This window comes from Actinocrinis sp., from assembly GCF_035605935.1.
Lineage (GTDB): Bacteria > Actinomycetota > Actinomycetes > Streptomycetales > Catenulisporaceae > Actinocrinis.
This window is the reverse complement of record NZ_DATNGK010000277.1, coordinates 1-21727: the sequence shown is the minus strand read 5'-3', so window position 1 is coordinate 21727 and position 21727 is coordinate 1. Positions and strand designations below refer to the sequence as shown.

The 21727-nt window shown below is 67.3% G+C and carries 16 protein-coding genes; 4 read left to right on the top strand and 12 right to left on the bottom strand.

Annotated features, from left to right (window positions below; translation table 11 throughout):
* Positions 1 to 32 precede the first annotated feature (32 nt).
* Positions 33 to 1859: a discoidin domain-containing protein gene (locus VN779_RS22400; RefSeq protein WP_325726547.1), complete on the top strand. Its 1827-nt coding sequence runs from the start codon at positions 33 to 35 to the stop codon at positions 1857 to 1859.
* Between the two features lie 77 nt (positions 1860 to 1936).
* Here the strand turns inward: VN779_RS22400 and VN779_RS22395 are convergent, their stop codons facing one another.
* The gene (locus tag VN779_RS22395) at positions 1937 to 4732 is read right to left on the bottom strand and encodes a glycoside hydrolase family 3 C-terminal domain-containing protein (protein WP_325726545.1); all 2796 of its coding nucleotides are present in this window, start codon (positions 4730 to 4732) and stop codon (positions 1937 to 1939) included.
* 242 nt (positions 4733 to 4974) lie between these two features.
* On the opposite strand from VN779_RS22395, the gene VN779_RS22390 reads away from it, so the two are divergent.
* Positions 4975 to 5661: a DUF1345 domain-containing protein gene (locus VN779_RS22390; protein ID WP_325726543.1), complete on the top strand. Its 687-nt coding sequence runs from the start codon at positions 4975 to 4977 to the stop codon at positions 5659 to 5661.
* A gap of 73 nt (positions 5662 to 5734) precedes the next feature.
* Here the strand turns inward: VN779_RS22390 and VN779_RS22385 are convergent, their stop codons facing one another.
* The 6 genes from VN779_RS22385 to VN779_RS22360 all read right to left on the bottom strand — a co-directional run bounded on the left by VN779_RS22385 (position 5735) and on the right by VN779_RS22360 (position 11257).
* On the bottom strand, positions 5735 to 6988 hold the full coding sequence (locus tag VN779_RS22385) for a DUF445 domain-containing protein (RefSeq protein WP_325726541.1): 1254 nt from the start codon (positions 6986 to 6988) through the stop codon (positions 5735 to 5737).
* A 95-nt stretch (positions 6989 to 7083) separates the two neighbouring features.
* A complete protein-coding gene (locus VN779_RS22380) occupies positions 7084 to 7443 on the bottom strand; it encodes a hypothetical protein (protein ID WP_325726539.1) in 360 nt (119 codons plus the stop codon).
* Entirely contained in the window at positions 7440 to 8309 is an 870-nt protein-coding gene (locus VN779_RS22375; protein WP_325726537.1) for a hypothetical protein, read from the bottom strand. Before VN779_RS22375 ends, VN779_RS22380 begins: the two co-directional genes overlap by 4 nt.
* A complete protein-coding gene (locus VN779_RS22370; RefSeq protein WP_325726535.1) occupies positions 8302 to 9189 on the bottom strand; it encodes a citryl-CoA lyase in 888 nt (295 codons plus the stop codon). The genes VN779_RS22375 and VN779_RS22370 overlap by 8 nt, the downstream gene beginning before the upstream one ends.
* Entirely contained in the window at positions 9182 to 10369 is a 1188-nt protein-coding gene (locus tag VN779_RS22365) for a CaiB/BaiF CoA-transferase family protein (protein WP_325726533.1), read from the bottom strand. Before VN779_RS22365 ends, VN779_RS22370 begins: the two co-directional genes overlap by 8 nt.
* A 78-nt stretch (positions 10370 to 10447) precedes the next feature.
* Complete coding sequence (locus VN779_RS22360) at positions 10448 to 11257, bottom strand: IclR family transcriptional regulator domain-containing protein (RefSeq protein ID WP_325726531.1); 810 nt, start codon at positions 11255 to 11257, stop codon at positions 10448 to 10450.
* A gap of 312 nt (positions 11258 to 11569) precedes the next feature.
* On the opposite strand from VN779_RS22360, the gene VN779_RS22355 reads away from it, so the two are divergent.
* On the top strand, positions 11570 to 12964 hold the full coding sequence (locus VN779_RS22355; protein ID WP_349260895.1) for an amidohydrolase family protein: 1395 nt from the start codon (positions 11570 to 11572) through the stop codon (positions 12962 to 12964).
* 113 nt (positions 12965 to 13077) lie between these two features.
* Here the strand turns inward: VN779_RS22355 and VN779_RS22350 are convergent, their stop codons facing one another.
* On the bottom strand, positions 13078 to 14055 hold the full coding sequence (locus VN779_RS22350) for a phospholipase D-like domain-containing protein (protein ID WP_325726527.1): 978 nt from the start codon (positions 14053 to 14055) through the stop codon (positions 13078 to 13080).
* A gap of 295 nt (positions 14056 to 14350) precedes the next feature.
* On the opposite strand from VN779_RS22350, the gene VN779_RS22345 reads away from it, so the two are divergent.
* Positions 14351 to 17725, top strand: coding sequence for a lectin (locus VN779_RS22345; protein ID WP_325726525.1), 3375 nt, complete (start codon positions 14351 to 14353; stop codon positions 17723 to 17725).
* Positions 17726 to 17873: 148 nt separating this feature from the next.
* Here VN779_RS22345 and VN779_RS22340 read toward each other — a convergent pair whose 3' ends face one another.
* The 4 genes from VN779_RS22340 to VN779_RS22325 all read right to left on the bottom strand — a co-directional run.
* The gene (locus tag VN779_RS22340; RefSeq protein ID WP_325726523.1) at positions 17874 to 19751 is read right to left on the bottom strand and encodes a glycosyl hydrolase family protein; all 1878 of its coding nucleotides are present in this window, start codon (positions 19749 to 19751) and stop codon (positions 17874 to 17876) included.
* 284 nt (positions 19752 to 20035) lie between these two features.
* The gene (locus VN779_RS22335; RefSeq protein ID WP_325726521.1) at positions 20036 to 20518 is read right to left on the bottom strand and encodes a hypothetical protein; all 483 of its coding nucleotides are present in this window, start codon (positions 20516 to 20518) and stop codon (positions 20036 to 20038) included.
* Positions 20515 to 21435 (bottom strand): metallophosphoesterase family protein, encoded by a 921-nt coding sequence (locus VN779_RS22330; RefSeq protein WP_349260894.1) that lies wholly within the window; start codon positions 21433 to 21435, stop codon positions 20515 to 20517. Before VN779_RS22330 ends, VN779_RS22335 begins: the two co-directional genes overlap by 4 nt.
* A gap of 89 nt (positions 21436 to 21524) precedes the next feature.
* Positions 21525 to 21727 (bottom strand): cupredoxin domain-containing protein (locus VN779_RS22325; protein ID WP_325726517.1); only part of this gene is annotated, 203 nt, incomplete at its 5' end.

The following is a 21727-nucleotide window of genomic DNA, read 5'->3' as shown; positions in this document are numbered from 1 at the left end:
CATTTGTCCTCGTCTGCGCGAAGAGAGAAGTCATGCGCTTGGTTCACCATTCCCCCGACCGGCCGCGGCGCCGGTCGCGTGTGCGCGCGCTGGTCACCGCAGCGGTGGTCGCCGTGACCACCGCCGGCCTGCTGACCGCGGTGTCGATGGAGGCGACCGCGGCGCCCACCCTGCTGTCCCAGGGCAAGCCGACCACCGCCTCATCCTTGGAAAACGCGACGTTCCCGGCATCGAACGCCACTGACGGCAACACCGGCACGCGATGGTCGTCGGCGTTCAGCGATCCGCAGTGGATCGAGGTGGACCTCGGCGCGTCGGCCGGCATCACGCAGGTGGTGCTGCAATGGGAGGCCGCCTACGCGAGCGGATTCCAGATCCAGACCTCGAATGACAACGCGAACTGGACCTCGATCTACTCGACCACGACCGGCACCGGCGGAACGCAGACCCTTAACATCACCGGCACCGGCCGCTACGTGCGCATGTACGGCACGACGCGGGCGACACCGTACGGCTACTCCCTTTGGGAGTTCCAGGTGTACGGCAGCCTCGGCGCTGGAGGCGGCTGCGGAACGACTAACGCAGCGCTCGGGCATACGGCCACGGCATCTTCGCTTGAGAACGCGACCTTCCCGGCCGCCAACGCCGTCGACGGCAACACCGGCACCCGCTGGTCCTCCGGGTTCAGCGACCCGCAGTGGCTCCAGCTCGATCTCGGCAGCGCGCAGTCCATCTGCGGCGTGACGCTGGATTGGGAAGCCGCATACGGCAAGGCGTTCCAGATTCAGACCTCGAACGATGCGGCCAACTGGACCTCGATCTACTCGACCACGACCGGGATCGGCGGAACGCAGAACCTGACCGTTTCTGGATCAGGCCGCTACATCCGCATGTACGGCACTGCGCGGGGCACCCAGTACGGCTACTCGCTTTGGGAGTTCCAGGTCTTCACCAGCGGCGGCACCGGCAGCCCCTCGCCCTCACCCAGCCCGACAGGCTCCAGCGGAGGCGGTGGCAGCGGCAGCGGTGCTCCGCCAGCCTCGTTCTGGGGCGACACCGGCAGCATCCCGGCGGCCACGCACGTACTGGAAGTCAAGATCACCAACCAGACGAACGGCCAATACCCGGACAGTCAGGTCTACTGGAGCTTCAACGGCCAGACCGCGTCGATCGCGCAGCAGCCGTACATCGACATGCCCGCGAACTCGGCCGGCCGGATGTACTTCTACCTGGGCCAGCCCAACGGTCAGTACTACGACTTCATCGAGTTCACGGTCGGATCCACGTTCATCAACGTGGACACCACGCGGGTCGACCGATTCGGCCTGAAGCTCGCGCTGCTCGTGCACAGCCACGACGGCTCGCAGCAGGAGGTCGGCGAGAACTACGCCACCTTCCAGGAGAGCCGCAGCGCCACCTTCGCCCGGTTCCAGAGCTCGGTGCCGACCGAGTTCAAGGAGCTGGCGACTGACCAGGCGCCGTACGGAATCCCCTCGCCCGGCAACGATCCGGCTTTCCAGCCCGCAGGCGCGTACGCGAACTACCTGACCGGTTACGCGGCGGCGAACGGCGACTCCAGCGACAGCACGGCGCAGATCTTCGGCTGCGGCGGAACGCTGTCCGCCAACCCGACGCTGTGCGCGGGCCTGAACCGGCACGTCGCACAGTTGCCGGCGTCGCAGCAGTCCATCCCGAGCAACTTCTACCAAGCCGCCCCGGCGAACTACTACGCACAGTTCTGGCACCTGAACGCCATCAACGGCCTGCAATATGGCTTCCCCTACGACGACGATGCGGGTCAGTCCTCTGACATTTCGGTGAACAACCCGCAGTACATGGTCGTAGCTGTCGGCTGGTAACTCAGGGATCGAGGGAAGACGCACGCGGCGGCCGTTCGCAGCGGCCGCCGCGTGTTTCAAGCTGTCACGCCGCCGCGTTACGGCAGGGTCCACGCCTGGTTCGTGCCTCCGGTGCACGACCAGATCTGCACCTGTGTTCCGGAACCGCCGAATCCTGTGTCGTCGAGGCACTTGCCGGACTGCGGGTTGAGCAGCGCGCCGGTGGACTGCGGCTGCCATACCTGCGCGCCGGTACCATTACACGTGTACAGCTGAACCTTGGTGCCGTTGGCCGTCCCGCCGCCGCTCACGTCGAGGCACTTCCCGAGCGCCTGCAACGTGCTGTTCGATGCGACTGTCCACTGTTGCGCGTTGGTGCCGTTGCACGTGTAGACCTGAACCGGGGTGCCGTCCGCGCTGTTAGCGGCGCGCACGTCCAGGCAAAGACCCTGATACCCGGTCACTTGTCCGGTTCCGCCGTTGCCGCTCGACCCGGCCGGCGCGACCGTCCAGATGAAGCTGACGCTCGCGACCGCGCCGGAACCGTCCTTCGCGGTGACCGTGACAGTGCTCGTCCCCGCGGCGGTCGGCGTGCCGGTGATCGCGCCGGTGCCCGAGTTGATCGAGGTACCGGCAGGCAGGCCGGCGGCCGAATAGCTAAGCGTCTGGCCGCTGGTGCTGTCGCTGGCCGAGATCGGCACGCTGACCGCGTTCCCGGCGATGCCTTCCTGCGGGCCCGGGTTCGTCACGGTGACCGGCTGCCCGATCTGCGCGGAGGTCACCGACAAGGTGCCAGTCAGCGGCAGATTCCGGTCCGAGTCGCCGACCGAGATCGTGTAGTTGCCGGCGCTCACCGCCCAGGCGCTCGTCGAGGCGTTCCAGTACTGGAGGTTGGCCTGGCTCAGCGGAAAGGTGACCGTGCTGCTCTGGCCGGGCTGGAGATCGACGCGGGCGAAGCCTTCGAGCCGCTTTGGCGGCTCGCCGGACGCGGCCGGGTCGGTGACGTACAGCTGCGCGACTTCGGCGCCCTCGCGTGAGCCGGTGTTGGTCACCGTGGCAGTGACGGTCGCGGCTCCGCCTCGTGGCAGGCTGCTGATACTTAGGTTACTGAAGGAGAAGCTGGTGTAGGAGAGACCGAACCCGAACGGGAACAGCGGCGTAAGGTTGTTGGCATCGTAGTAGCGGTAGCCGACGTTCAGGCCTTCGGAGTACTGCACCTGACCGTTGGTGCCTGGCCACTGCGCGACGGTGTTCGCAGGAACCTGCGACAGCGAGGCCGGAAAGGTGACCGGCAGCTTTCCGGACGGATTCACGTCACCGAACAGCAGCGCGGCGATGGCGTTGCCGTCCTCCTGGCCCGGGTACCAGGCCTCGAATACGCCGGCGACCGAGCCGAGCCACGGCATGGTGACCGCGGAGCCGGTGTTGAGCACCACGACCGTGTGCGGGTTCGCGGCGGCGACCGCGGAGATCAGCGAGTTCTGCGCGCTGGTCAGATCGATGGTGCCCAGGTCGCTGCCCTCGGACTCGCCCTTGTTGACGAAGACCACGGCGACGGAGGACGAGGCCGCCAGCGACGCGGCGGAACTGCTGTTGGAACCGTCGTTGTAGCTGACCTTGATCCCACTGCCGGCCCGCGAGGTAATGCCTTGCAGCGGGGTGACCGTGCCGCTGGAGTTGACCCCGGCGCTGCCGCCGCCGTCGGTCATCGGGCTGCTCGACGCGTCCGTGCCGATGACCGCGATCGACGAGGTACTGGAGCCGAATGGCAGCGTGCGGCCGCTGTTCTTCAGCAGCACCGTGCCTTCCTCAGAGAGCTGGCGTGCGGAGACCACGTGCGCGGCGCTGGTCGCGGTCTGTCCGGGCGAGCCGGCGGGCGCCTTGTCGAAGAGGCCGAACCCGAACATCTCGGTGAGCACCTGCGAGGTCAGCGCGTCCAGCGTCGACTTCGAGACGGAGCCGCTCGATACCGCGTTCGTCAGGGTGCTGCCGTAGTAGCCGTCGTTTCCGGGCATGTCCTGATTCAGGCCCGCGTTCGCCGACGCCGAGGTCGCATGCGTCGCCCCCCAGTCCGAGGTGACGAAGCCGGTGAAGCCGAACTGCTGGCGCAGCGCGGTGGTGAGCAGATACGGGTTCTGGCAGGCATAGGTGCCGTTGATGGTGCTGTAGGAGCACATCACCGACGATGCGGCACCCTGCGAGACCGAGTCGTGGAACGCCGGGAGGTAGATCTCCTGGAGAGTCCGGGTGCTGATGATCGCGTTGTCGGACGGCGTGTTGCGGTTGGTCTCCTGGTTGTATACGGCCAAGTGCTTCACCTGGGCGAGGTCACCCGTGGACTGCACGCCCTCGATGTCCGCGGCGCCGAGCGTGCCGTTGAGGTATGGGTCTTCGCCAACGGATTCGAAGGCGCGGCCCCAGCGCGGGTCACGCACGATGTTGATGGTCGGCCCCAGGTCTATCGTCGTTCCCTTAGATACCTGTTCGGCGCCGATCACCTGGCCGTAGCGCTGTTCCGCGGCGGTGTCCCAGCTCGCGGCGACGTCGACCGGGGCGGGCAGCTGGGTGACTGCGGTCATGCCGTCGCCGACGCCTGCCGGGCCGTCCTCCAGGTTCAGCGCCGGGATGCAGAGCGAGCCGATGGCGGGCGTGAATCCGACGTAACTGGACCCCGAGGCGCCGGTCAGTAGCGTGACCTCCTGCGCGGTGGTCATCTTGGCCAGCAACTGGCTGACCCGCTGCGAGATCGGCGCCGTGGAACCGACCCACGGGCAGGCACTCGACGCCGCCGCGGCATGCGGCGCGCCGGCGTAGGACGCGAATAGTGATGCGGACACGGTGACCAGGGCGAGGGCCGCCGTCCGGGTGCGATGAAGCGTTGCGGGTTTGTGCACGATGCCTCCTGACATCTGCGAACCGACGCGCAGGCATGCTTGGCGGGCAGCATTGTTGGGTGGGACAACAATCGGCGTCGGTAACGGTGATGAAACACGCGGACGCAGGACGCTGTCAATGGTCTTAACCGACTCTTCCGAGGTCGCTCGTTGGGAGCCGCAACCAATAGCGGCCGGTTCGACGAGCTCCAATGGCGCAATGCCGCCGAGCAGGAAGGGCGCGAAACTGGAAGGCTGGGGCCGTGGAGCCACAAATCAACGAGTCGTCAGAATCCGAAGGACGCTCCGAACTGCGCGAGGAGGGGACGACGGCCCGTGCGCAACTGCTGGTCTCCGTCGTCCTCGGCATCGGCGGCGGCGTGCTGGCAGGCGTGCTCGGGGCCGGCCGGATGGCGCCGCTGATCGGCTGGGACGTGATGGCGCTGGCGTTCTGCGTTTGGGTCTGGATCGGCGTCTGGGGCCTGGACGCTTATGGAACCCAGCAACACGCGCGCCGCGAAGACCCCGGTCGCGAACTGACCGACCTCCTGTTGCTCGGCGCCGCGCTGGCCAGCCTCGTCGCGGTCGGCGCGGTGCTGTTCGGCGTCGGACACGCCTCGGGTAACGCCAAGTACTACGAGGCTGGGCTGGCACTGGGCTCGGTCTTCGTGTCGTGGGCGCTGGTGCATACCGTCTTCATGCTTAAGTACGCGCGGCTCTACTACACCGATCCGGTCGGCGGGATCGACTTCAAGCAGCGGGCGGAGGCGCGCTACAGCGACTTCGCGTACGTCGCGTTCACGGTCGGCATGACGTTCCAGGTCTCGGACACAGACATCAGGGACGGGGACGTCCGGCGTGCGGTGCTGCGTCAGGCGCTGTTGTCGTTTCCACTCGGCACCGTGATCATCGCAGCGGCGATCAACCTGGTCGCCGGGCTGGCGAAATAGCCCGGCGACGCTGTGTCAGTACGAGGGCGCCAGATCACGCACCGTCAGATCAGGCACCGCCAATCGAGCAGCGTCAGGTCAGCCGGGTCAGCACGTAGATGAGCAGGCCGGCGAGCGCTCCGACGACCGTGCCGTTGATCCGGATGAACTGCAGGTCCCGGCCGACCTGGATCTCCACCTTGCGTGAGGTCTCCTCGGCATCCCAGGCGCCGACGGTGTCCGTGATCAGCGAGGTGATCTCCGCGCGATATGTGACGACGACATGCACCGCCGCGCCCTCAACCCACGAGTCCACCTTGTCACGCAACCGGTCGTCAGAGGCCAGGCGACGCCCGAACGCGGCGATCGCGTCGCGCGCCCGCAGCCGCAGTTCGCTTTGCTCGTCCTCGGCCGCCGAGACGATCATCGAGCGCAGCGCCTGCCAGGAGGACCCGACCAGCCGCTGCACCTCGCGATGATTGATCAATTCCTGCTTGAACCGCTCGGCCTGCGCCAGCGTCACCGGGTCCGAGGACAGCTGCTGCGCGAAGTCGGTGAGGAAGTCGTCGATCGCGGCCCGCGCCTGGTGGTGCGGCTCGTCACGCACCGCGGCCGCGAACTTCACCAGCTCCTTGTGGATGCGGCGGGCGACGCGCTCGTCGACGAATCGGGGCGTCCACAGCGGCGCCTCGCCGGTGACCGTGCGCTCGATCGCGTCGGGATGCTGCTCAAGCCACTCTACGGCGCGCCGCGTGAGCAGGTCGATCAGCGGCCGGTGGCCGTCGTCGGCGACGAACTTGCCGAGCACGCGGCCGGCGACCGGGCCGATCGGCTGCTCGTTGAGCCAGCGGTTCACGGTGCGGCTGAGCACCGCCTGCAGATCGTCGTCGCGCAGGACGGCGAGCACTCCGCGCAGCAGACCCGCGGCCTCCTGGGTGACCCGCTCGGCGTGTTTGTCATCGGCGAGCCAGCCGCCGAGCCGAGCGGACAGGCCGATCGCGCGCAGCCGGCCGCGGATGACCTGCTCGGACAGGAAGTTCTCGCCGACGAAGTCGCCGAGGCTGCGGCCGAGCGCCTCCTTGCGGTGCGGGATGATCGCGGTGTGCGGGATCGGCAGGCCGAGCGGGTGGCGGAACAGGGCGGTGACCGCGAACCAGTCGGCCAGCGCGCCGACCATCGCGGCCTGCGCGGCGGCGCCGAGGTACTGCGCCCAGGTCGCGCCGCGCCCCTCCTGCCAGCGGGCCAGCACGTAGAGCCCGATCGCGGCCAGCAGGAAGCCGCTGGCGACCGCCTTCATCCGCCGGACGCCGCGTCGCTTGGCCACTTCGGCGGGTGAGAGTTGTCGCACGTCGCCATTGTGACAAGATCGGCGCCCGGCTGGTGTGGATCACCGAAAGTGGGCTCGGATGACTCGGTGGCTCCCGGAGATTGCGGCGATCCGGCTCAGGTGGCGATATCCGGATACGGCAGGCTCATGTGAGCCAGGCGGCGGGCGTACTCAAGCTGGAAGCCGAGTGGTTCGTAGTCGCGTTCGAACATGGCGATGAAGAGGGTGAGCGTGAGGAAGGGATGCGCGCCGAGCTCGAACAGCTTGGGGTAGTCGTGCGTCGCCAGGGCCTCGCGCTCGACGTCGTCGAAGCTCAGCCAGGTAGAGGATTCGCAGGAGTGGCAGCCCAGGATGCGGTTGGCGTGCTCGGCCTCCCACGCCGTCACCGTTGCGCGCGGGTCGGCGCGATAGCGCTCGACCAGCTCCGCGTCGCGGTCGACGGTGAACAGGAACTTGTTCAACAGGTACTTGCTCACGGCCGGGCTCCCTTCGCGTTCGGGTACCAGGTGAAGTAGGCCTCCATGGTGTGGAAGAGGTCGTAGGTGTCGACGTAGTCGGCCTTCGCACCCTCGCCGGCGACGCCCATCATCAGCATGAAGTCCATGAAGCCGTGGGTCGCGTTGCCGGGCAGGTGCAGGCTGTCCAGGGTGACCTCGGCGAGGCAGCCCTCGAGGTCGCCGGTGGCGATCCACTCGACGGCCTTGCGGTCGAACTCGGGGTCGGGCCCGGTGGGGCCGAACTGGCGCGGGCCGCCGAGTTCCAGGGACAGATGTCCGGTGCCGATCACCGCGACGCGCTGGTCGGACGGCCAGGACTCGACCAGCTCACGGATGGTGCGGCCGAGCTGCACGAAGCGATTCGGGCGGGGCAGCGGCGGGGCGAAGATGTTGGTGTAGATCGGCACGATCGGCAGATCGGCCTGCGGGCGCAGGGTGGTGATCGGGCAGGTGATCGAGTGGTCGATGCGCAGCTCGTTGGAGAAGGCGAGGTCGAAGCCGGCATCGAGCCCTTCACGCAGCAGGTGCGTGGAGAGGTCCTCGTGGCCGGTGAGCAGCATCCGCGGCAGGCCGAATTCGCGTTCTTCGTTGTAGAAGTTCGCGTCGTAGTAGGGCGCCTTTCCGATGAGGAACTGCGGCATGTTGTCCAGCCACAGTTGATGGAAGTGGTCTGATCCGACCATGACGAGCACGTCGGGGCGTGCCTTGGTCAGCGTCTCGCGGAAGGCCTCGACCTTGCGCACCCACTCGTCGGCGAACGGCGGGCGGTCCGCGCCGGTGGCGGTGCTCGCGCGGTAATAGAACGGGTGATGCGTGGACGCGATCACCGCGACGAGTTCAGCCATGCGGGCCTCCGTTGGCGGCGGGCTGGTAGGGCTCCGGGGGGACCGGCCGGTTGTTGAGGTCCACGGAAAGGAAGATCTGGTTGGCGACGGGTCGGCGCAGTTCCTCGGCGAGCTGGCCGATCAGTCCGGCGGTACGGGCGAGCAGGGCGAAGCCGCGCAGCAGTTCGAGCGGCAGGCCGAGATCGGCGAGGGCCGCGCCGCAGACCCCGGCGCCGTTGAGCGGCAGGGTTCGGTTGAGCACGGTCGGGTGCACGCGGCCGATCGCGGCGAAAAGGGAGAGATGCGGACCGTAAAGCCCTTCCTCAGCGGCGATTTGGAAGAGCCGGGGCGTGCGCGGGTCGCCTTGCTTGTGCACGTGATGACCCAGGCCCGGGATGCGAAGTCCGGCGGCGCGGGCGTTTCGCAGGGTTTTAAGGGCGAGTGTGTCCCAGCCGTCGTCGTCGGCCGGCAGTGGGCCGGTTTGGGCGGCGATGACCTCGTGCAGGAAGTGTCCGCAGTCCTCGGTGACGCCGAGGAAGCGCGAGCCGCCACCGAGCAGCCCGGCGGCGAGTGCGCCTTGGACCGAGTCGGGGGCGGAGAGGTAGGTCAGCCGAGTGACGATCGCGGTCGGCGTAAAGCCGTGGTCGGCGAGCGCGGCGAGCACCGCCTCGAAGACGCGGGTCTCGCCGCGGGCCGGGCGGCGCTGGGTGGCGAGCCAGAAGGCGAGTTCGCCGAAGCCGACCTGGCCCATGACGTCGCGCGCCAGGTCCCGGCCGAGCAGGGTGATGCTGTCGAGCGAGGAGGCGCCTAGTGCGGTGGGGTATTGGGCGATCGGGTACTGAGCAGTCGCGTACTGGGCAGTCGGAGACTCAATGCCCTGGTTCTCTGGGATCTCAGTCATCGTCACTCACCGCGGCGGAAAGCCAGGCGCGAAGTTCGGCGCCGTGTTCGTCGAGATCCGGTGGCGGAAGGCGGTAAGCCGGCGGGGTTTCGGAGAGCCGGATCGGGTTGCGGGTCGTCGGCATCGCGCGCTCGCCCGCACCCACCTCGATGATCGGGTCCAGGCCGAAGCGTTCGGCCATCGCGAAGCCGCCTTGAATGGTGTTGATCGGCCCGCTCGGCACGCCGGCCGCCACCAGCAGGTCGAACCATTCGTTCGCGCCGCGCTTCTTGAGCTGTTCGACCAGCAGCGGTCGCAGTTCCTCGCGGCGCTCGGTCCGGTCCGCGTTGCGGGCGAAGCGTGCGTCATCGGCGAGTTCGGGAACGCCGAGCACGTCGCAGAGCTTGCGGAACTGGCTGTCGTTGGCCGCGGCGACGATCAGATCGTTGTCGGCGGTCGGCAGCGGTTCGTAGGGGAAGACACTCGGATGCGCGTTACCCATGCGGAATGGGACCACTCCCCCGGCGGCGTAGGCCGAGCTGTGATTGACCAGGCCGGAGAGCGCGGATGAAAGCAAGTTGATCTCGATCAGCTGGCCGCGTCCGGTGGCGTCGCGATGGCGCAGCGCGGCGAGGATCCCGATGACCGCGTGATTGCCGGCCATGACATCGAATACTGAGATTCCGGCCCGGTACGGCGGCCCGGCCGGGTCTCCAGTGAGGCTCATCAGTCCTGACACGGCTTGGACCATGAGGTCGTAGCCGGGTACGTCGCGGCCGGGACCGGTGCCGAAGCCGCTGATCGACGTGTATACGAGGCCAGGGTTGTCAGCGCGCACCGACTCGTAGTCGAGTCCGTACTTGGTCAGGCCGCCGGGTTTGAAGTTCTCGATGAACACATCGGCGCGGCGAACCAGTTCGCGGGCGAGCGCGGCGTCCTTCTGGTCGCGCAGATCGAGGGCGATTGAGCGCTTGCCCCGGTTGATGCCGAGATAGTAGGTCGACACGCCGTCGCGGACCGGCGGCATCCAGGATCGGGTGTCGTCGCCCTTCGGTCCTTCGACCTTGATCACCTCTGCGCCGAGATCGGCCAGCAGCATCGTGGCGTAGGGGCCGGCCAGGATGCGGGAGAAGTCCGCGACGAGCAAGCCGGTGAGTGGGCCCGGCAGCGGGTTCGCCTGGTTGCCTTCTTCGACCGCCAACTCTCCTCCTTGTCCGACACTCGGACAGTCGTCCGTTCAGCGATTCTCGCATGATCGGACGAGGCGTCAAGGCCTGTCTCAAGCCGAGGCGGCGCGCGTTACGTGCGGCACCGCTTCGAGGCGGGCGAAGTCGGCGCTGATCTCGCCGGCCGCGTGCTGGAGTAGCGGCAGGTGATGGTCGACGAGGCGTTCGAGGGGCGTCTCGGCGGCGTGCGTGTTCACGTTCAGGGCCGCGATGACTTCGCCGGAGCCATTGCGCAGCGGCGCCGCCGCCGAGCGGATGCCGCGGGTGAGCTGCTCGTCCGTGAGCGCCCAACCGCGCGCTCTGACCTGGCGAAGCTCGGTTCTGCGCTCGGCCGGGTCGGGCTGCCAGAGCGGGGTGAGACCGGAGCGACTCGGTTCGCAGAGCACGGCTTCGACCTCGGCGTCGGTGAGGGCGGCGAGCAGTACCTTGCCGAGGGAGGTCTGCAGCGCGGGAAACCGGGTGCCGATCTGCACCGTGAGCGAGACGATCTTCGGGACCGCGACGCGCGCGACGTACACGATGTCCGAACCGTCGAGTTGCGCGATCGAACAGGATTCGCCGGTGCGCGCGGACAGGATCTCCATGTGCGGCCTGGCGATCTCCCACAGGTCCATCGAGCGGACGTAGGCGGTGCCGAGGTCGAGAACCCGCGGTGTGAGCGCGAACCCTGATCCGCGAGCCCGCACGTAGCCGAGTTCCTGGAGGGTGAGCAGGATCCGGCGTGCGGTCGGCCGGGCCAGGCCGGTGGCCGCGGCGACTTCGCTCAGGGTCATCGCCGGGTGGCCTGGTTCGAAGGCGGTGATCACGTCGAGGCCGCGCGCCAGCGCCTCGATGAAATCCGGTCCGGCGCCTTCACGGGCCATGAGTTCTCTCCTCGTCGTATGACTGTCCGCTTGACGGACAGAGTTTGGGCACGCCACAAGTAGAGCACAGCGGCCGACCGGGCCCAAGAGTCGCCATGCGGACGCTTCCAGCCCGATGACTTCGCTGGTCGCAGCCCCAGATGGGGTTGACAGGGCGAGATGCGGGTCGGAGAGTAACGACAGCCGCGCCGCCCGCAGGGCGGACACTGGTCCGAAGGAGTCGCCGTGAGTGAGCCAGCCGCCGCGGAGGCATCAGCGCTCGATTTCGCGCCGGGGCGTCCGGTGCTGCTGCGCGGCGGCACGGTGCTGCCGATGGACGCGCGACGTCAGGTGCTCGCGAATACCGACGTGCTGACGATCGGGCACCGGATCGAAGCCGTGGGTCAGAACCTTGACGCGCCGGATGATGCCCTCGTCATCGACGCGAGCGACGGAATCGTGATGCCGGGGATGATCGACACGCACCGGCACATGTGGCAAACCGCGATGCGTGGCTACGGCGCCGACTGGACCCTGACGCAGTATTTCGTCTGGTACTACTTGGAATCCGGGAAGCTGTTTCGTCCCGAGGACATTCACGCCGGCAATCTGCTGGCCGCGATCGAGGCGCTCGACGCCGGGGTGACGACGGTCCTGGACTGGTCGCACGGCCTGCAAACGGTGGACCACGCGGAGGCCGCGGTCGACGCGTTGCAGTCGGTGCCGGGCCGATACGTGCTCGCCTACGGCAACATCCAGCAGCCACCGGCGCAGTGGACCGCGGCGGCGCAGTTCCGCGATTTCGTGCGCCGCCGGATCACCGGCGACGACATGCTGGGTTTCCAGCTGGCTTTCGACGTGACCGGCGACCCGTCGTTCCCCGAGGCGCCGGCTTTTGAGGTCGCTCGCGAGCTTGGCGTCGGCGTGACCACGCATGCCGGCGTGTGGGGCGCGACCAGCGATGAGAGCATCCGGCTCATGTTCGAGGGCGGATTCATGACGCCGCAGACCACGTACGTGCACGCGGCGTCGCTGTCCGCTGATTCGTACCAGCGGATCGCGGCGACCGGCGGCTCCATCTCGGTGGCGACGGAGAGCGAGCAGAGCGCGGGACAGGGGTATCCGCCCACCTGGGCCATCCGCGCGCACGGCATCCCGGTTTCGCTCTCGATGGACACCAGCGTGTGGTGGAGCGGCGACCTGTTCTCGGCGATGCGGACCACGCTCGGCGCCGACCGCGCCCGCGAACATTTCGAGGCCCATCTGAAGGGCGAGACGATCACGCATTGCAGCCTGCGCGCGGAACACGTCGTCGAGTGGGCGACCCGCGGCGGCGCGCAGACGCTGGGCAGGGACCACGATCTCGGCAGCCTTGAGGTGGGGAAGAAGGCGGACGTCGTGCTGATCAAGAACGAGCGGTCTCCGGTTTCCTTCCCGCTGCTGAACCCGTACGGACACGTCGCTTTCCAGGCGCAGCGCGGCGATGTGCACACGGTGCTGGTCAACGGTCGCGTGGTGAAGCACGAGCACCAGCTGGTGGGCATCGATCTGGCGGCGGTGCGGCGCGAGGCGGAGGCGACGGCCGAGTATCTGCGCTCGACACTGGGCGACGAGGCCTGGTTCAAAGGAATGAACCCTGACATCCCCGAGTCGAAGGTGCTCGATAACCCATACACGTACACCGATTACCGAAGCGAGGCAACGCGCAGCACCCGGCCAGAGGTGTGACGCGGATGTAGGCCCAGTCTTCAAACGTTCGCCCAGTGAAGACAAGGCCTAGCGCGCCGGCGGCATCGCTGCCCACCGACGCGCTACGCCTGCCACCATCCGCTCGGCTCCGCTCAGCTGAAGTCGGAGTTGAACGCCGACTCGATGCCGCTGATCACCCCGGAGTCGCTGAGGATCAGCCCGAGCTCGCGGTTGTGGTTGAGCGAGTTATCGGAGAAGTTCTCAGAGCCCTGGAACACCTTCGCGGTCGAGGTGCCGTAGTCGGCGACGATCGCCTTGGCGTGAATGTAGTAGCCGGTGCTCGACGTGTACGTCTTGACCTCGCCGCCGGCCGCGATCACCTTGTTCAGCTGGCTGGTATAGGTGCCGCTCTCGTTCTCGGCCACCACGCGGACGGCCACGCCACGCTGCGCGTCCGCGACGACCGCGTTGACCAACGCCGTGTCTCCGAACTCCTCCTCCTCGACGTCGAGGCTGCGCTGCGCGCCGTTGATCAGGCTCAGCAACCGGGACTGCGAGTCGGTCGGCGACCAGACCAGGTCGGCGCCGTCGGAGGGGGTGATCGAGGTCTTTGCGAAGTCCGCGGCGAACACCGCCTCGACTGCGCTCACGTCGGAGGCGTTGGTGTCGAAGACCCCGTAGTCGCGCGAGGTCGAGTAGTACTTGCTGTCGAGGTTCCCGGTGCTGATGTACGACTCGGCGCCGTCGACGGTGATGGTCTTCTGGTGGGTGTAGACGAAAGCCGTGGAGGAGTATTCGACGCTGACCGCGCCGGATCGCAGCGCGCTGTAGGCGGCGCTGTTGACCGAGGTCTGCTTGCCGTCGAGGATCACCCGGACTTTGACGCCGGCCTTCTCCCGGTTGACCAGATCGGCGGTGACCGTGGTGTCGCGCAGCTCGTACATCGTGACGTCGATGCTGGTCTTCGCGGAGTTGATGAAGTTGTAGATCGCTGATTCCCCCTGATCGGGCAGGACGAGCAGGGAGTAGCCGCCGGTGGCGTGGGCCGGCTGCGGCACGGTCGCTGCCGCGATCATGGTGACCGACGCGGCGAACGCGAGTGTGACGCGACGCCCGATGGCGCGATGCATTCATGCCTCCTGGTGGGTGGCAGGTGGGTGGTTTCTGTTCGCGTTGGAGCGTCCCCGAGCGATGCAGAATGCTCATGACACGGGCGCGTTACTCGCGTGGCCGCTCGGTGAACGGCTGGACGATGGCCGCGAGTAGTCCAACGGCCGCCCGAGATCGACTCAGGGTCTTGATCTTGAGCTGACGGCTTTGATCGTTATGGCGCCGTGGCGAGGTTCCCTCTTGACAGGGCGGATCTTTCGCAGTGTGCTGCATCCACCGCTCCATGACAACGTTGTCAGAGCAGAAGGACGAATGATGCGCCAACCCACGGTTCCACCTGCCCACATCCGTATTCGCAGATCGTTGACCTGCCTGGCCGTCACCGGCGCGACGGCCCTGGCCGGATCGGTCGCACCCAGCGCGGCCGCGGTGACCCACACCGCCGCGGCGCTGGTGAGCGATCCCGCCGCTTCGGTCAACACGTTCATCGGCACCGCGAACAACGCGAACGACTTCCCCGGCGCGGACTCGCCGTTCGGCATGGTCCAGTGGTCGCCGGACACCCCCTCGCACCCCGACGGCGGCGGCTACCTGTACAGCGACTCCTCGATCACCGGCTTCGGCCTGACCCACGTATCAGGGCCCGGATGCGGAGCAGGCGGGGACATCCCGGTTCTGCCGACCGTCGGCTCGATCAACACCTCGGCGACCGACGGCTTCTCGCACGCGAACGAGTCCGCGAGCCCCGGCTACTACTCGGTGACCACGAGCAACGGGGTTAAGACCGAGCTGACCACGACGACCCGCACGGGTATGGCCAGGTTCACCTTCCCGGCCACCAGCCAGGCCAACCTGATCTTCAAGCTGACCGGCAGCCAGAACGGCGACAGCAACACGCAGTTCAACGTCGTCAGCGGCACCGAGGTCTCCGGCCAGGTCACCACCGGTCACTTCTGCGGCGCGAGCGCCACATACACGCTGTACTTCGACATGGTCTTCGACCGCTCGTTCAGCAGCAACGGAACGGCGGCGGCCACGGCCAATCTGAGCAGCCCGACGGTCATCGGCAAGACCGCCTCGCCGAACGCCGCCGAGCAGGCCAACCACCCGACGCTGCACGGCACTGTGCCGTCGAACAACGCGACATCGAACAACGCGGCTGCGAAGTCAAACGCGGTGACGCCGCAGGCGAGCGCCAACAACGGATACGTCACCTTCGACACCACGAGCAACCAGGTCGTACAGGCGAAGGTCGGCATCTCGTTCGTCTCGATCGCCAACGCCCGCGGGAACATCACCGCGGAGAACCCGAACTTCAACTTCTCCGCGACCCAAACCGCCGCGCACAGCGCGTGGAGTTCACTGCTCGGCCGGATCGGCATCGCCGGCGGCACCTCGGCGCAGCAGACCGTCTTCTACACCGCGCTCTACCACGCGCTGCTGCACCCGAATGTGATCAGCGACTCGAACGGCCAGTACATCGGCGTCAACGGCGCGGTGCACACAGTCGGCTCGGGCCACTTCGCCGAGTACTCCAACTTCTCCGGCTGGGACATCTACCGCGCTCAAGCTCAGCTGTCAGCGTTCGTTGATCCGTCAGCGGCCTCTGACATAGCGCAGTCGATGGTCGACGACTACGCGGCCGGCGGCATGCTGCCGAAGTGGATGCTCAACAATGGCGAGACCTACGTGATGGTCGGCGACCCGGCCGACCCGATCATCGCCGACTACTACGCGTTCGGCGCACGCAACTTCGACACCGCGTCCGCGCTGCACGACATGGTGACCGAGGCAGACAGCACCGACAACATCCGGCCTGGAAACAACTACCTGGCGAACCTCGGATATCTGCCCTCTGACGGTTCGTACGGCTGCTGCAACTTCTACGGCCCGGCCTCCACCACGCTCGAGTACAACAGCGCCGACTTCGCGATCTCCGCCTTCGCCGGCGCACTCGGCGACAGCGCCGACCAGAGCGCATTGGCGAACCGCGCGCAGAACTGGCGCAACCTGTTCAACACCGCCAGCGGATTCATCCAGCCACGCGACCGCAGCGGCACCTTCACCGGCTCGTTCAGCGCCACCAGCGGCTCGAATTTCGTCGAGGGCGACTCGTGGCAGTACACGCCGATGGTGCCGTTCAACGTGGCCGGGCTGGCCGCCGCCGAGGGCGGCAACGCGGCGATGAACTCCTTCCTGAACACCGACCTGTCCTCGCTGACCGGCGGCAACGGTTACACCGACCTGACCAACGAGCCCAGTCTCAACATCCCCTGGGAGTACGACTACACCGGTCAGCCGTACAACACGCAGAAGGTGGTGCGGCAGGTCCAGGACCAGATCTGGACCGACGCGCCCGGCGGACTCGCCGGAAACGACGACCTCGGCACGATGAGCGCCTGGTACGTATGGTCCGCGATCGGCATGTACCCGGAGACCCCGGGCACCGCCGACTTGGCCCTCGGCTCGCCGCTATTCACCCAGGTCGTCATCACGCTGCCCTCCGGCAATACCCTGACGATCAACGGCAACGGAGCCGCTGACAACGCGCCCTACGTGCAGTCCGCGACGTGGAACGGCTCGGCATGGAATAACGCTTATATGCCCACCTCCGCGATCACGTCCGGTGGCACGCTCAGCTTCACGCTCGGCACATCCGCCAACACGAGCTGGGCGTCGAGCGCGAGTGCCGCGCCGCCGTCGTATGGCGGCTCGGGTCCGCAGTACACGGACGTCGGGGTCTCCAGCGACTCGGCCACGACCGGCGCGGACCTCGACGGCGTCGGGTATTCGTACTCGGCGAATGCCCTGTCCAGCGCAGGAGTGAATCCGGGCTCGACGGTCACAGCGGCGGGTTCCACCTTCACCTGGCCGAATGTCGCTCCAGCGGCGGTGTACAGCGCGAAGCCGGACAACTACGTGGCGGTCGGCCAGACCGTCCCGGCGTCCGGTTCCGGCTCCATCGCCTTCCTCGGCTCGGCGACGAACGGTCCGTCCAGCGGAACGGCGACCGTCACGTACACCGATGGAACGACTCAGGCTGTCTCGCTGAGCTTCTCCGATTGGACGCTCAACGGCGGCAGCGCATCGGTGCAGTCGGGCAACACGATCGCGGTGACCACCTCGTACCGCAACAGCCAGAGCGGAACGGCCGACCAGGTGAAGTCGTACCTGTTCGCCACGACGCCGGTCTCTCTCGCCGCCGGAAAGACGGTCGCGAGCGTGAAGCTGCCGAGTTCCGCTAACCAGGGCGCGCTGCACGTGTTCAGCATCGCGTTCGGCGGCTCGGGCGGGACCACCGCGCCGACCGGGCCGATCGTGTCAGGGGTCTCCTCCGGCCTGTGCGTGGACGACTCCAACAGCAGCACGACCAACGGCAGCCACGTCCAGATCTGGACCTGCAACGGCACCGGCGCCCAGAACTGGACCATCGCGGCGAACGGCACCATCCAGGTCCTCGGCGGCTGCATGGACGTCAATGGCGCCGGCACCACGGCGGGCACGATCGTGCAGTACTGGCAGTGCAATGGCACCGTCGCGCAGCAATGGCAGGCTCGCTCAGACGGCTCGCTGTACAACCCGAACTCCGGGATGTGCCTTGACGATCCGAACGCCTCGACCACCACAGGCACGCAGTTGCAGATCTGGACCTGCAACGGCAGCAACGCCCAGAAGTGGACGATTCCGTGATGACGATTCGCTAAGGATCCAGGAACCTGACAAGCCGGATGGCCGGCGCGGGATTCGGGGCCCCGCGCCGGCCATCCTGTGGTGCCGGTCGCCCGCAGCGGACATCAGGACACTGTGTCCCGCTCAACTGGACAGCGGGTCGGTGCCATCAGCGCTCGGTCCAGTTCTCGCTGGGGCTGCCGTTGCATGCGTAGATATCCGCGGCAGCGCCGTCAGCTGTGGAGGCGCCGAGCACGCTGAGACACTTGCCGGACTGTGCACCGACGACTGTTCCGCCGCTGTGCACCGCCCACTGCTGATTGGCGGCGCCAGTGCAAGTGCCGATGTCGACGGCGGCGCGGTCCGCCGTGGAACCGTTCGTGACTTCGAGGCACTTGCCGGACAAGCCGCCGACGATCGTGCCGTTCGCGTTGAGTGTCCAGTTCTGGCTCGCGCTGCCGTCGCAGGTGTTGATGTCCGCGGTCGCACCGGCTGCCGTCGAGCCACCGGTCACGCTAAGGCATTTGCCGGAAAGGCCGCCGACCAGCGTCGTGGTGGTGCCTCCGCCGGAGCTCTGAGCGCTCAGCGTGATGAGCGCGGCGCTGCCCGCTGGAATCGAGACAGTCAGGGTGCTGCCGCTCACGGTGATGGGAGTCTTAGTCGGCGCGGGGAGGGAGCCATTCGACTGAACCGTCTGGCCGCCAAGGGTGATGCCGGTCTTGGCCGTAAGTGCGCTCGCGGTGAGATCGATGCGGCTGCCGGAGGCGAAGGTCGCTCCGAGGTTCAGCTGGAGCGTCGTCGGGCCGGTAGTCGCCGGGTCGGTCACGTTGTCGAGGACGACAGTCATCGTGCCGTCCGTGTGCTTGACCGCGTAGGCACGCACAGAAGCCCAGGCTGGGTTGGTGACGTTGAGGAAGTCGCCGGTGCCGGTCTCGTGTACGGCAGCAAGGCCGTAGTACTCAGGTTGCGCGGCAAGAGTTCCGGTGCTCGCGTCGGCGGCGGTCGGTGCGCATAGCGGCGTGTAGTACATGAACAGCGGCTTGCCGGTGTCGCACTGCAGGACGGTGCCGTGCATGTAGTCCCCTGAAACTCCTTCGCGCGCGAAGGCAAGCTGTTCGTCGATTTCCCACAGCGCGGAGGCGTACACGTCGCTCACGCCTGGCATGCCTTCGCAGACCACGGAGTTGCCTTCGTCGAACACGGCCGGCAGGCCGAGCTTCTTCGCCTGGCTCGCCGCGCCGTCGGCGGCTGTTGTCTCGCTGTTGCGAACCGTGGTGCCGAGCAGTTGAGCGATGGTCGGGTTGCTGGAACTGCTGCAATCGCTCAGCGGATAGTAGTGGCCGGTCAACTCGACGATGTTCGGATGCGGCAAGCCGCTTTCCGCGCTGACGAAGGCGGTCTGGAACGAGCCGGTCGGCGAACCCGCGGCGTCGGAGCCCTCGATGTGGACGCCCGGCACGGCCTTCGTGATCGCCGAGACGTAAGCCTGGAAGTCGGTGAAGTACTTGGCGGTGTCGCTCTTGTACTGCGAATACAGGTCGGGCTCGTTGCCGATCTCGACCGCCTGCAAGGAGGAGCCGAGCGCGGCGGCCGCGTGAGTCGCTTCGTCGGCGGCGCGCGCCGGGTCGTAATGCTTCATGTTGACGCCGAGGATCACCTTCCAACCGCTGGCCTTGGCGAGGGTGTTGAGCGCGGTCAGATCGGCGGGGGTGATGGTGGCGATGGACCACGAGGGCGCGGTCTCGCCGGTCGAGGTCCAGAACGTCTGGTCGACCGTGTTGCCGCCGATCCGCATCACCGAGGAACCCAGGGTCTTGAGATAGCTCGCCAGGTTCCCGGAGGTGAAGGCGGGCAGCGCTAGATCTGATGCCTCGTAGGAGACGCCGAGCGATCCAGCGCTCAGCGTGGCGCCGGTCGGCGTCTGGGAGATGGTGACCACGGCGGGGGACGCGGCCAACGCCGCGGGCATGGGGACCACGGCGGCCGCCGCGACGACTGTCGCTGCGAGCAGACCGACCGTGCGGTGGTGCACTTGCCGTCTGGGCATGGCGAAACCTCGACCCTGGCAGCCGATTCACGGATGTGAATTCTGATTAGGCTGGTGAACGGCGGTCACGATATGGGCCTTCGCAGGGGCCGTCAATGGGGCAGCTGGACGGGACTGAGGCCAGATGTCGGGAGTGCGCCATTGTCACTGGGTCCGTCAGCGCTCGGTGGCCTCGGTGACCTTCCGGCGCCGCTCCCCGCAGCGCGCCGTTGAGCTGCTGGAGCGAGCCGGAAAGTTGCGAGAAGACTGCGCAGGCGATCGTGCTCGCGCGCAGGGAGTCTCAGTCAGCCGCTGCTGCGAGCTCGCCAACTTCGCAATGAGCTGATACCGCCGCGTTGCCGAAGCAAGCGCGCGGCAGCCAGGACGAGCAGCAGAACGGTCGCCACCTCTGCCAGAACACTGAGCAACGCCTGGGGCGCCGGCTGGAAGCCGCGTTCGGTGAATCCGAACACACCGACGGTGCGGGAGGCCGCGAAACCGCCGAGCGCCCCGAGAGCTGCGCCGGCCGCAACGAGCTGGATCAGCGCCGGAGCGGGCAGGAGCGAAGCGGCCAGAAGCAAGGTGGCGACGGCGAACGAGGCCGCCGCCTGGATGAGGAACATGACCCCGATCGCGTGGATGAAGCGGTAGCCGTCGAGGTAGAGCTGCGCGTGGATGTAACCGCTGAGCGCGAGTGTGACGGCCGCTGACGCGTGCAGGACGCGCGTCGGTATATCGGCCGTGGCGCGCGATGCGGATTTGATCACGTCGGTTGTCACGTCGGTCATGCGAGCCTCTGATCGGTGATTGCAAGGCTCGTATCACCCTGCCGGTACTTGACTGTGCGAATCCCCAACGCATCCTGCAATTGCCCGGCGGGCAACACCTGCGGAGTGGGCGCGGGCGCCTTGCCCGGCTTCGGCAGGGGGTACGCGGTCGTGGTCGCCGAGTGGAACGTCACGTTGCCTTCCACGCGGGTAAACAGCTGGTGCACGTGTCCGTTGAGCGCCGTCACCGAGGCGAAGCGCTTCAGCAGACTGAGAACCTGAAGCGCGTCATCGGTGCTCCATCCCCACTGCGGATACATGGCGAACAGCGGGATGTGGCTGAACAACACGATGGGCGTGTCCGAGGAAAGACCGGCGACGTCCTTGCGCACGAAGTCGATCTGGTCCGGCCCGAGGTGGCCAAGCTTCTCTAGACTCAGGGTGTTGACAAGTGCGATGAAGTGCACGCCGTGCGTGTCAAAGCTGTACCAGCCGTCGCCAAGCGTGCCGCCGCCGAACGCCTGGCGGTAGGCGCGGCCATGGTCGTCGACCGAGTCGTGCTCGCCGGGGACGGTGAACACCCGCTCGGTGCGCATGCCGCTCATCATCTGCCGGACTTGGTCGAACTGAGCCGGCGTGGACAGGTGCGTCAGATCGCCGGTGTGCATCACGAAGTGCGGCCGGAAACCCAGCGTATTGATCTGGTCGATGGCCCGGTCGAAGGACCCTGTCACGTTGGTGTTGGCCGGTCCGGCGAATCCGATATGGCTGTCCGAGACCTGAACGAAGCGCAACGCGTTGGCGTCGGCGGCGCTGGCAGCCGCTGCCGCGCTGTCCCGGTCGTGGGCGATGTGGCTGATCACCTCGCCGCCGCTGACGCTGAGCACGACCGCCGCGCCGAACCAGCCGGCGTGCCGGGCGAGTTGGCGGCGGGTCATACCCGCGGGGTCGGAGGTCACTGGGTCGGAAGTCGCTGGGTCGGGAGTTCCCGGATCACGCGAAGCGGTGCCGGAAGTCGACTGCGCGCTCATGGCGTCACCGTCACAGTCGCGGTCATGAACGGATGGATGGTGCACAGGTAGCTGTACGTGCCGGGTTTGGTGAAGGTATACGAGTACGACTGGCCGGTGTTCAGCGCCGTCGAGCCGAGCGGGCCGCTGTCGTGCTGGCTGGTCACCGTGTGCGCGTCCGAGTCCTGATTCGTCCAGGTCACCGTGGTGCCGGCCTTGA

Coding starts and splice junctions, on each gene's coding strand:
- VN779_RS22400 (WP_325726547.1), top strand. CDS start 33: ATGCGCTTGGTTCACCATTCCCCCGACCGGCCGCGGCGCCGGTCGCGT.
- VN779_RS22375 (WP_325726537.1), bottom strand. CDS start 8,309: ATGGCTGAACTCGTCGCGGTGATCGCGTCCACGCATCACCCGTTCTAT.
- VN779_RS22370 (WP_325726535.1), bottom strand. CDS start 9,189: ATGACTGAGATCCCAGAGAACCAGGGCATTGAGTCTCCGACTGCCCAG.
- VN779_RS22360 (WP_325726531.1), bottom strand. CDS start 11,257: ATGGCCCGTGAAGGCGCCGGACCGGATTTCATCGAGGCGCTGGCGCGC.
- VN779_RS22355 (WP_349260895.1), top strand. CDS start 11,570: ATGGACGCGCGACGTCAGGTGCTCGCGAATACCGACGTGCTGACGATC.
- VN779_RS22350 (WP_325726527.1), bottom strand. CDS start 14,055: ATGCATCGCGCCATCGGGCGTCGCGTCACACTCGCGTTCGCCGCGTCG.
- VN779_RS22345 (WP_325726525.1), top strand. CDS start 14,351: ATGCGCCAACCCACGGTTCCACCTGCCCACATCCGTATTCGCAGATCG.
- VN779_RS22340 (WP_325726523.1), bottom strand. CDS start 19,751: ATGCCCAGACGGCAAGTGCACCACCGCACGGTCGGTCTGCTCGCAGCG.
- VN779_RS22335 (WP_325726521.1), bottom strand. CDS start 20,518: ATGACCGACGTGACAACCGACGTGATCAAATCCGCATCGCGCGCCACG.
- VN779_RS22330 (WP_349260894.1), bottom strand. CDS start 21,435: ATGACCCGCCGCCAACTCGCCCGGCACGCCGGCTGGTTCGGCGCGGCG.